Below are 9,963 nucleotides of genomic sequence, written 5' to 3'. Positions count from 1 at the left end.
TGCGGCGTTGCTCCTCACTTGTGTGGCTCGCCACACGGCGCTCGGAGCGCCTTGCATCGCATCCCGCCCAGCGCCCCCCAAACGGGAACTTATTCCGGGCCAAATCCAAAGCCCGCGGACTATTTCCGCCGCATCGCATCCCGCAAGCAAGCTTGCGCTGCATGATCGATGTCGCGTGACAGCACCGGATCGTTTGCAAGCTGCAGCGTGAGCACCGCCTGCTGCAGATCGAGCAGACACTCGCCGGCTTCGCGAATCGTGACGGCAAGCGCCTTCATCGCTTCATCGAGTTCCTGCTTGCCGCGGCCCGAACCGATGATTTTCGATACGTCCATGACAGTGCCCCTTTCTGTCGTCGAGAGTCAAAGCTTCGGAATTCGCAGAGTCTTGCTGATCATCAATGTGCCAGAAAGCGCGAAAAGCAGACTGAACGGATGCAGCGTCCATGGACCCAGCTGCACGACGCCGAACCAAATGCTGTCCCCAAGCCGTCCTTGCCACGCCGCCACCGCCATCAGCAGCACGAGCAGCACGCTCGTCGGAATAGGCGTGCCTTCGAAGTAGGGCACCTTGGCTGCACCGGCAGACAGGCTTTCAGCGGTCACGTTGTAGCGCGCCAGGCGACTCACGCCGCAGCACACGAAGTAAATGAGGACCAGCACGTCGAACCCGCCCTGCAGCCCGGCCGCAAAGCCCAGCGTGGCCGGGCCAATGCCGAAGGAGATCACGTCGGCGAGCGAGTCGAGTTCACGACCCATGGCCGACTGCTCATGCCGCCAGCGAGCGACACGGCCGTCGACGACGTCGAAGGCGAACGCGGCAGGTGCCATCAAGGCGGAGAGCATGAAATTCGACAAGGAATGCGTGCCGATGAACGCTGCCGCGAACAGCACCATCAAGGCGCCGCAGGCAGCGTTGCCCAGGGTAAAAAAGTCGGCGAGCTGAAACTCGCGGATCATCGAAAAATGTTTCATCCCAGGCTATAGCACTCGAGTTGCCCGTCGAAATCGCCAGCAGAATTGCGCGCGAGATCGGCAAGCGGCAGAGACGGGGGTGGACGACAAGGCGTACCGGCGCGCACGAGATTGTCTACGGCGAACCAATCATCGTCGAGTTCGGCGATGAAATTGTGTTCCTCGTTGAAGAGAAGCGCGCGCTGATGAGCCCGCGTGTGAAGCAGCACCAGATACTTGGCTCGACGGTGCCGCTCTTGGGGGGCATTCAAGGGGGGGTCTCCTCTGCGTTTGTGATGCCCCATCCTAGGGCACTGTGCGCGGCACAGACAGTCACGAATTTCCGAATCGTGTGTCGGAATCCGCCGACGAGATTGGCGGATTTCCTCCCTGAGAGGCTGAGAGTATTTCGATCATGCCCGCTCATCACGCCAAAAGGCCCCTGCTCGTCGCTGCAAATGCTCGCCATAGCCCGGGCTATGGCTGTGCTTTGCGCCTAGATCAGGTGCCTTTTGACGTGCTGCTCGGGCACGCTCGAAAAACTCTCGGCCTCTGAGCCTGCATTCACCAAGCGTTCTCAGCCTCTCAGGCTGTGGATACACTTTGCCGGCCACGACATCCCGCGAAAGCTGAAACTTTGGCCCTCGAAGCCTACCTGCTCGACTGGATCAACCTGCTGCTGCGCTGGGCGCACGTGGTGGTGGTCATCGCCTGGATCGGCTCCTCGTTCTACTTCGTCTTTCTCGACAACAGCCTCGTGCCGCCGAACGATCCGGCGCTCAAAGCCAAGGGCGTCGACGGCGAGTTGTGGGCGGTGCACGGGGGCGGTTTCTACAACCCACAGAAATACCTGGTGTCGCCAGGGAGAATTCCCGAGAACCTGCACTGGTTCTACTGGGAGAGCTACTCGACCTGGCTCACCGGCTTCGCGCTCTTCACGGTCTTGTACCTCTGCCAGGCGTCCACCTTCCTGATCGACAAAAGCCTGCATGCGTGGTCGCCCGCCGGTGCGGTGGCGGCAGCGCTCAGCTTCATCGCGGTGTTCTGGGTGGTCTACGACCTTGCGTGCCGGGTGTTCGGCCAACGCGCGGGAGGCGACCGCATCGTCGGCATGCTGGTGGCGATGACTGTGATCTTCGCTTCGTGGCTGGCCTGCCAATTGTTCGCAGGGCGTGCTGCCTTCGTGCTGGTCGGCGCGATGATGGCCACGGCCATGACAGCCAACGTCGCGCACTGGATCATCCCCGGCCAGCGCAAGGTCATCGCACAACTGAAGGCCGGCGTGCCAGTGGACCCATTGCACGGGCAGCGAGCCAAGCAACGCAGTGTGCACAACACTTACTTCGCGCTGCCGGTGCTGCTCACGATGTTGAGCAACCACTATGGTTTCCTGTACGTGGTCTCCAACAACTGGGTGGTGCTCGTGATGCTGATGGCAGCCGGCGCATTGATCCGCCACTCCTTTGTCGCGCGGCACAAGGCGCTGGTGGCCGGCAAGCGCGTGCCGTGGGAGTTCGCGGGAGGTGGCGTGCTGCTGATCGTCATCCTTGCGCTGTGGCTCGCACCGCGGTCGCGGCCCATGACGGCGGCAGCGCAGACCGTGCAGTTCACCGAGGTGCGGGCCGTCATCGGCCAGCGCTGCGTGATGTGCCACAACGAACAGATCATCAGCAAGAACGTGCAACTGCACACGCCAGCACTCATCGCGCAGCATGCGCAGCAGATCTACCAGCAGGCCGTCGTGCAGAAGACCATGCCCTTGAACAACGCCACACAGATCACCGATGCCGAGCGCGACTTGCTCGCCCGCTGGTTCGAAGCGGGCGCACCGACGAACTGAGAGGCTGAGAGTATGTCGATCATGCCCGCTCATCACGCCAAAAGGCCCCTGCGCGTCGTTGCAAATGCTCGCCATAGCCCGGGCTATGCGCCGGTTCTCACTCTCAAGATGAAACGACCCGCATGACCACACCATCGCCTCACACCGACCCGCGCGGCTTTCTACGCGCGCTTTACGACGCTGCGGTAACTCGAGCCTTGCCGCAACACGGCATTGGCCAGTTTCTTCCATCGCCGCCGCGGGGGCGAACCCTGGTGCTCGGCGCGGGAAAGGCCAGCGGCGCGATGGCCGCGGCGGTCGATGCCTTGTGGCCGGCACGGGCGGCGATCTGGGGGCTGGTGGTCACGCGCTATGACCACATCCCGCCGAACTATCTTGCGAGGCCCGGACGCATCGAGGTGATGGAGGCCGCGCATCCGGTGCCCGACGACGCCGGGCTTCTCGCGGCGTCACGCATCATGCAACTCACGCACGGTCTCACGGCCGATGATCTCGTGTTGTGCCTCATCTCTGGCGGCGGCTCGGCTTTGCTCGCAATGCCCGCGCCCGGTGTGAGCCTGGAAGACAAGCAGGCAATCAACAGGGCCCTCTTGAAGAGCGGCGCGGCCATCGACGAGATGAACTGCGTTCGCAAGCATTTGTCGGCCATCAAGGGCGGAAGGCTCGCGGCAATGTGTGCGCCGGCGCGCGTGGTGACGCTCCTCATCAGCGATGTTCCCGGCGATGCGCCGGAGGTGATCGCGAGTGGCCCGACCGTGCCCGACTCGACGACTTGCGCAGACGCACTGCGCATCCTGTCGCGCTACGGCATTGCGATTCCGCACGCTTTGGAGGAAGGACTTCGAAGCGGCGCCTTCGAAACGCCCAAGCCCGGCGATGCGCGCTTCGCCGGCCACGAGGTGCACATGATTGCCACGCCCGCGCAGTCGCTTGAAGCGGCGGCCGATGTGGCGCGGCGGGCGGGCATCGACGTACACATCCTGAGCGACGACATTGAAGGCGAATCGCGCGAAGTCGGCAAGGTGCATGCGGCACTGGCTCGTGCGGTGGCGCGACGCGGTCAACCCTTTGGGAAGCCTTGCGTCATCTTGTCGGGCGGCGAGACCACGGTGACCGTCAAGGCGAACGCATCCGACAAACCTGGACAAGGCGGTCGTGCGACGGAGTTCTTGCTTGGCTGCGCCATCGCTCTTCAAGGCGAATCGGGCGTGCATGTGCTGGCAGCCGATACGGACGGCATCGATGGCGTTGAAGACAACGCGGGTGCGGTCATTACGCCGGACACCGTGGCGCGAGCGCTCGGCGCAGGAATGAACCCGCAAGAATTCCTCGACCGCAATGATGCGTACAGTTTCTTTGCGGCATTGGGCGATCTTGTCGTCACCGGGCCGACCTTTACCAATGTCAACGACTTTCGAGCTTTGCTCGTCGTCTGACGACATTGCCGGCTACATCGTTATTGGTCGCCGCTCATGTCGCACGTGTTTGGAACGTGCGCGACAGCGGGTGATTCACAGCGAGATGTGCTGGATTCGGCGACGGTTACGCTGCTACGCATGGAAACAGTTGGGGGCCGAGGGGCTACCGCGAACTGCGCAGGCGCGGCGTGTCCATGCGCGATGCATGGAACGTCAGGAAGAGCGCGCATGGCGTTGTGGCTGAAGGTGTTGAGCGTGTCCCAGGCGCACTGCATCAGCAGCGCATAGACCTTGCGCTGGTGGCCCCAGGCCAGGCCGCGCAGTTCGGCCGGCAGCGTGATGAAGTAGGTGGCCGGCACCAGCGATGGAAGCTGGCGCTGCGTTAGGGCGCACAACCCCCTTCCGTTCGTTCGCCTGCCGCTAGACTCGAGCCATGTTTGATCATGTCGTTCTTCGTCGCGCAGACGGCGGGCAACCGATTTCCGCAGGGCAAATTGCCGAGGCGCTGCTGTTCTACCAGAAGGTGCACTTGGTCATTGACCGAGGAACGCTGCTCGGTCTGGTGAAGCAGATTGGCATGCCCCAGCTACTCACGCTACTGCAGCGACAGGACTTCTCGGCTGTCTACTGCGAGGAAATGCTGGGGACCAGTACAGATAACGTCGGTGCCTTTCAGATTCACAGCTTCGTAGCATTCACTTTGTCGGGTGACAAGACCGCGGGCGAACTGAAAACCGTCGATGATCGGCTCAGGTTTGACCTTGAGCGAGCCGAATTGCCAAAGGCAGAGGCTCGGCGCTTCACGAAAGCATTCCTGGATCGTGTTCCTGTGCGCAAATTCTCAGGCAATCACTTCATCGCTGGCGGAATTACTGAAGCCGCGAAGCGCGATGTGGTTGACGCTGAATACACGAAGGAGGCGGTTCGCCAGATCCTACAAGTCATGCCCGGTGGCTACACAACAGGCCCCGACCTGAAATTCGATGTGATCGATTCGAAAGTCGGCATTCACGTATTCACGAACGTCGACTTCGAGGCAATCAATCGAAGAAGGGCCGTCGGCACTCCTCCTGAAGATCCGCTCACCCCTGCGCACTTGTTGAGCAGCATGCTCGAAGCCCGAGCCGATCTTGCGCTCGCATCGTTTTACGGGGGCGACTTTGTGACCTCCGCGTCAGCATCCGCGATCATTCAAGTGCGGTACGCTGAACTTCTTCGTCGGTCGGCCTTGAACACCACCTCTCTTCAGAAGTTTGCAGAGGTTGTGCTGCCAGACGCAAAGACCGTCGCTGAGGTCATTGACTCGGGCGAAAGAACATTTTCGGAGTTTCTCGTTCTGCTTGACAAGGCGGCACGGTTCAAGAACTGGACGAAGGCAGTCAACCCAGATGAGAACTTGGTCCGCACGTACGTACGAGACATCTCGTCCGAGGGCTGGATACAGAGACTCCCGCAGAAGAGCATGCGGTATGCGTTCACCTTGGCGCTTGATGCCTCAAACCCTGTCGCGGGGATGATCGCCGGGTTTGTGGACAACTTTGTCCTAGAGAAGTTGCTGTCAGGTTGGCGCCCGAACCACTTCATCAGTACCAGGCTTCAACCATTCGTGACCCCGCGATGACGCGTGTCTCTGCGCACGTGTCACCAGTGCGCCCTAACGGAAAGCGTTTCTCGGACGCCCAGACCAAGCGGAAGCGAAGGCACGGCGGTGCATGGCGCCAGATAAACCTCGTTGGACTGGACCGCCGGTATGGCGATGAAGGGGTCAGTGTAAATTCAGCGACGGGCGGGGGCAATGCGTGCGAGGTGGGTGCCGAGTGGGCGGTGTCGCGAGCGGCCGGGCGCAGCTCGCAGGATGGCCACGGGAGCAAGGCAATCGCTCGCGTGATGGGACGAATGCACCGATACGATGCGCCGAAGGTGATCGCGAGTGGCCCGACCGTGCCCGACTCGACGACTTGCACACACGCACTGCGCACCCTGTCGCGCTACGGCATTGCGATTCCGTGCTTTGGAGGAAGGGCTTCGAAGCGGTGCCTTCGAAACGCAAGCCCGGCGATGCGCGCTTCGCCAGCCACGAGGTGCACATGATTGCCACGCCCGCGCAGTCGCTTGAAGCGGCGGCCGATGTGGCGCGGCGGGCGGGCATCGACGTACACATCCTGAGCGACGAAATTGAAGGCGAATCGCGCGAAGTCGGCAAGGTGCATGCGGCAATGGCTCGTGCGGTGGCGCGACGCGGTCAGCCCTTTGGGAAGCCTTGCGTCATCTTGTCAGGCGGCGAGACCACGGTGACTGTCAAGGCGAACGCATCCGACAAACCTGGACGAGGCGGTCGTGCGACGGAGTTCTTGCTTGGCTGCGCCATCGCTCTTCAAGGCGAATCGGGCGTGCATGTGCTGGCAGCCGATACAGACGGCATTGATGGTGTTGAAGACAACGCGGGTGCGGTCGTTACGCCGGACACCGTGGCGCGAGCGCTGGGTGCAGGAATGAATCCGCAAGAATTCCTCGACCGCAATGATGCGTACAGCTTCTTTGCGGCGTTGGGCGATCTTGTCGTCACCGGGCCGACCTTTACCAAAGTGAACGACTTTCGAGCTTTGCTCGTCGTCTGACGACATTGCCGGCTACATTGTCATTGCTCGCCGCTCATGTCGCACGTGTGTGGAACGTGCGGGACAGCGGGTGATGCACAGCGTGACGCGCTAGACGAAGGCTCACTGCGGCTCATAGTGAATACACGCAAAAACGCCGTTGACCGGGCCTGAAACCGCAAGTTCCCGGGCTTAGCGCTCAGCGGGAACTGGACAATGGATTCGGCGACGGTTAGGCTGCTACGCATGGAAGCAATGGGGACCGAGGGGCTACCGCGGACTGCGCAAGCGTGGCGTGTCCATGCGCGAAGCGGGGAACGTCAGCAAGAGCGCGATGAGCTGCCAGAACCGGCCACAGCCAGGGCCTGACGCGTATGCGTTCAACGCAGCGAACCTCCGTGTACGTGACCTGTACGCACGGTGGTGTGGTAGGGAAGGGCCGTGAGATTCCTTCCTATCCCGATTAGTCTGTCACAAGACAGACGCTACGGCGCCCCGCAAATGCCGATCGAGTTCTATGCGTCGGAAGGTTACGTACGGGTGAGGCAGTCGTTCCTCTCGCCTACGGTTTACCTCGACCACTGGGCGCTGCGGCTCTTCTCCGACGATGCACAGCTTCAAGACAGGCTCGTAGCGGAGCTGCGGCGCCAACGCGGCACCTTGCTTCTCTCAAATTTCTCATTCGCCGAATTTGCAAGAGACGACGACCGACGCCACACAGTTGCAGCGGAAGAATTCATCGAACGGCTTTTGCCGAATATCTTCCTTACAGACTTCGCTTTCGACAAGGTTTACGAACAGGAACTGCAGGAACAAGACAATGTCCGGCGCTTCTGGCCGCCAGCCGATCTACCCCAGTTAAAGTTGTTTGCCGAGCGCGCGCAAAACGCGCCGCTCGGCTTCACGATGCGGGGTTTCATTGCGATGGCCCGCGATAACCACATGGCAATAGAGCAAGTCACGAAGGACACGTTGCACATGATTCGCGGCAGCCTGGAGGCGCATCGAGCTCAGCCAGAGTATGTGCGCGCCGCGCGCAACATTCGTCCAACGTCCAAGCGGACGAGAACATTCGTAATCATGGCGGAACTGATGAGAGAGTTCATCCTTGTTCCCAACTTGCGTCTGGGCGACAACGACATCATGGACATGGTTCACGCCTTGCTTCCTGTGAACTGCTGCGACTTCGTGCTGCTTGACGGCGCCTGGGAGGATCGCGTTTCGAAGATGAAGCAACGAATTCAGAGGGTCGGAGCCAACATGCCCGTCGCAAGCTGTTACTCCCGCCGCAACAATGGCGTTCTCCGATTCCTGGAGGAATTGGCCAACTACCCCGGTGGATCGGTACGGTGAAGCCTGACCCCCATCGAGCGAACGCCTTCCAGCAAGCTGCGTCGCCTCCAGGCGCCGCTCATGTCGGGGGTTATGCGCTATAGAAGACCGAGAGACACAAGAGCAACATGTTCAACATCATCTTCTACAAGTACGTCTTCGATTCTGATCACGAAGACTTGGACGCTCGTTTCGCTGTACTGACTCGAGAGGAATCGCTTCCGTTCACCCCTCAGCCGGGGCAAGAGATCCAATGGCCGTTGGAGCGAAGCCAAAAGATCCTCTCGAGTGCCTGGAGCACTGAGCATCAAGGCTTCAGATGTCGCGTCGAAGATCAGTACACAGTCAATTTCAAAATTGACGAACCTGACTTCGATGAGTATCTTGAAGATGCATCCGAAAGGGGGTGGAAGCTTGCATCCACCTATCCAGCTCAAACGAAGCAGCCGTGAGCTGCGGTGCTCCAGCCGCTGCAAATAGAACCGAATGGTTCAGCCGCGACTTGTGGTTGAACAGGTAGCGGCCAGCACTGGTGGCATTGCCCGCTTTGCTTGACGGCCCAAGTGCCCTGCTGCAGACTGCGCGTCACCTCAGACATTGGTTTGCAGGGGACGGGCCGCCTGAGTTCACGAAGCCATCTTGTTTAGGCGTTGAAGCACATGCACGTCCACCCTCTGATGCGTCTCCTGTGGTGTTTGGTTGGCTCCGCCGTCGGCATCGGTTCCGCGCTCTTCCTCGCGGGGCCACAAATCAATCCGTTCCTGCTCGCCTCCCTTGGCGGAACCACCGTCTTCCTCTTCGGCCTCACTCGCGCTCCCGCAGCTCAGCCAAGGGCAGTTTTTGGCGGCCATCTGGGTGGGGCGTTGAGCGGTATTGCTTGCTACCAGTTCTTCGGCGAATCGTTGGCGGTCTACGCACTTGCTACAGCTCTGGCACTCGCGTTCATGCTTCTCACCCGCACGGTTCATCCGCCGGCCGGCGCGAACCCAGTTCTCATGGTCTACGTGCATGCCAGTTGGGCCGCGCTGTGGCAGCCGGTACTGGTTGGAGTCGGGGCACTGGTCTTGGTCGCTGTCTTGTGGAGCAGGCTCTATCCGGGGCTCGTGCACTACCCCACACAGCCGCTTGCACCATCACCGCCTCATCTCAACTGGGGAGGTTGGGGAACGTACGACGCGTAACCCTCCCCATGAACGTCACCGTTGCGGTGATTCTTCAGCACCTACCGTTATGAAGAGTTCATGTGCCCGTTCGGATCACCGCAACTGGGCTTCCATCCATCAACCCCCAAACCTCATCATGATCTTCACACTCAAAGTAGCACTGTTCTACGCCACTGAAAACGGTCAATGGGAAGGAGTCATAGAGATTGATTCTTCGGCGTCGCTTGAAGACCTACATCTCGCAATTCAGGATGCGGTGGGCTTCGACAATGATCATCTGTATGAATTCTTCATCGCAAGAACAGAGCGGAGTCGTGATCGAGTCCGCTTCGACGAAGAAGATGGAGGCGTCTACGATTCGACAATCGAGAGCCTATATCCCCTTCCGGATCGAAAGCACTTGTACTACCTGTTCGACTATGGCGATAGCTGGCTGTTCAAAATCGCAAGAATTGGCAAGAAACATCAAGAAGCTGATCCCCGCCTCACGTATCCACGGGTAGTCCGCGAAACCGGCGAGAGACCAATACAGTATCCGGTACTGGAAGAGTACGCTGCCTAAGTGTCCCATCCCGTGTGATCATGTGCCAATCCGCAGCTGGCCGCTGTTCCGAGCCAGAGACCTTTTGCGGGGTGTTATCGAAGCCTTCCAACACGAGA

11 protein-coding genes and 1 pseudogene are annotated in these 9,963 nt (G+C 60.4%); 8 read left to right on the top strand and 4 right to left on the bottom strand.

From position 1 onward, the window contains the following. Window positions 1-119 precede the first annotated feature (119 nt). The 3 genes from AC30NL_RS10505 to AC30NL_RS10495 are packed head-to-tail and all read right to left on the bottom strand — an operon-like array spanning window position 120 to window position 1,225. Window positions 120-335, bottom strand: a complete 216-nt coding sequence (locus tag AC30NL_RS10505; protein WP_489463948.1) for a hypothetical protein — start codon at window positions 333-335, stop codon at window positions 120-122. Between the two features lie 27 nt (window positions 336-362). Next, the gene (locus tag AC30NL_RS10500) at window positions 363-974 is read right to left on the bottom strand and encodes a CDP-alcohol phosphatidyltransferase family protein (RefSeq protein WP_489463947.1); all 612 of its coding nucleotides are present in this window, start codon (window positions 972-974) and stop codon (window positions 363-365) included. After that, a complete protein-coding gene (locus tag AC30NL_RS10495) occupies window positions 971-1,225 on the bottom strand; it encodes a hypothetical protein (RefSeq protein ID WP_489463945.1) in 255 nt (84 codons plus the stop codon). The genes AC30NL_RS10500 and AC30NL_RS10495 overlap by 4 nt, the downstream gene beginning before the upstream one ends. Window positions 1,226-1,590: 365 nt before the next feature. Here AC30NL_RS10495 and AC30NL_RS10490 point away from each other — a divergent pair, with 365 nt between their 5' ends. Both AC30NL_RS10490 and AC30NL_RS10485 read left to right on the top strand, forming a co-directional pair. Then, window positions 1,591-2,793: a urate hydroxylase PuuD gene (locus tag AC30NL_RS10490; protein WP_489463944.1), complete on the top strand. Its 1,203-nt coding sequence runs from the start codon at window positions 1,591-1,593 to the stop codon at window positions 2,791-2,793. A gap of 122 nt (window positions 2,794-2,915) precedes the next feature. After that, a complete protein-coding gene (locus tag AC30NL_RS10485) occupies window positions 2,916-4,229 on the top strand; it encodes a glycerate kinase type-2 family protein (protein WP_489463943.1) in 1,314 nt (437 codons plus the stop codon). Between the two features lie 20 nt (window positions 4,230-4,249). Here the strand turns inward: AC30NL_RS10485 and AC30NL_RS10480 are convergent, their stop codons facing one another. Continuing rightward, complete coding sequence (locus AC30NL_RS10480; protein ID WP_489463942.1) at window positions 4,250-4,606, bottom strand: hypothetical protein; 357 nt, start codon at window positions 4,604-4,606, stop codon at window positions 4,250-4,252. A 167-nt stretch (window positions 4,607-4,773) separates the two neighbouring features. Between AC30NL_RS10480 and AC30NL_RS10475 the strand changes: the two genes are divergently transcribed. The 6 genes and pseudogenes from AC30NL_RS10475 (at window position 4,774) to AC30NL_RS10450 (ending at window position 9,865) form a co-directional block, all read left to right on the top strand. After that, a complete protein-coding gene (locus AC30NL_RS10475) occupies window positions 4,774-5,832 on the top strand; it encodes a hypothetical protein (RefSeq protein ID WP_489463941.1) in 1,059 nt (352 codons plus the stop codon). 287 nt (window positions 5,833-6,119) lie between these two features. Further along, a pseudogene (locus tag AC30NL_RS10470) lies at window positions 6,120-6,829 on the top strand (glycerate kinase type-2 family protein); the annotation flags it as partial. 480 nt (window positions 6,830-7,309) lie between these two features. Beyond that, window positions 7,310-8,161, top strand: a complete 852-nt coding sequence (locus AC30NL_RS10465) for a hypothetical protein (RefSeq protein WP_489463940.1) — start codon at window positions 7,310-7,312, stop codon at window positions 8,159-8,161. 107 nt (window positions 8,162-8,268) lie between these two features. Beyond that, window positions 8,269-8,592 carry a hypothetical protein gene (locus tag AC30NL_RS10460; protein WP_489463939.1) on the top strand — a complete coding sequence of 108 codons (324 nt, stop codon included), beginning with the start codon at window positions 8,269-8,271 and terminating at the stop codon, window positions 8,590-8,592. A gap of 207 nt (window positions 8,593-8,799) precedes the next feature. Beyond that, window positions 8,800-9,321 carry an HPP family protein gene (locus AC30NL_RS10455; RefSeq protein WP_489463938.1) on the top strand — a complete coding sequence of 174 codons (522 nt, stop codon included), beginning with the start codon at window positions 8,800-8,802 and terminating at the stop codon, window positions 9,319-9,321. 118 nt (window positions 9,322-9,439) lie between these two features. Continuing rightward, a complete protein-coding gene (locus AC30NL_RS10450) occupies window positions 9,440-9,865 on the top strand; it encodes an IS1096 element passenger TnpR family protein (RefSeq protein WP_489463937.1) in 426 nt (141 codons plus the stop codon). Window positions 9,866-9,963 lie beyond the last annotated feature (98 nt).

Origin of the sequence: Rhizobacter sp. (assembly GCA_021153565.1) — a bacterium.
Classification (GTDB): Bacteria; Pseudomonadota; Gammaproteobacteria; order Burkholderiales; family Burkholderiaceae_C; genus Albitalea.
The sequence above is the reverse complement of the archived record's forward strand: the minus strand, read 5'-3'. Positions and strand labels throughout refer to the sequence as shown.